Origin of the sequence: Sedimentitalea sp. XS_ASV28, from assembly GCF_041224545.1 — a bacterium.
Lineage (GTDB): Bacteria > Pseudomonadota > Alphaproteobacteria > Rhodobacterales > Rhodobacteraceae > Sedimentitalea.
This window is the reverse complement of sequence record NZ_JBGFGP010000056.1, coordinates 1-282: the sequence shown is the minus strand read 5'-3', so window position 1 is coordinate 282 and position 282 is coordinate 1. Positions and strand designations below refer to the sequence as shown.

Here is a 282-nt window from a genome sequence, read left to right as displayed (position 1 = left end):
CCGGGAGGAAGGTCTCTCGGTGAAGCGACGACGTGGCCGCAAACGGGCCCGCGGCACACGCACACCGATGCCGGAGGCGGCGCGCCCAAATGCGCGGTGGTCGCTGGACTTTCTGTCGGACAGCTTTGGTGCTTCACGCACGTTCCGCATCCTGGCAGTGATCGACGATTGCTGCCGCGAAAACCTGTGCCTCATGGCCGACACCAGTATCTCGGGAGCCCGTGTCGCCCGAGAGCTGGATGGGCTGGTGCGGGTCTTCGGAAAACCAGGTTGCATCGTCAG

1 pseudogene is annotated in these 282 nt (G+C 64.9%); it reads left to right on the top strand.

The features are described 5' to 3' along the window. Nucleotides 1-282: pseudogene (locus AB9K34_RS02050) on the top strand (IS3 family transposase); the annotation flags it as partial.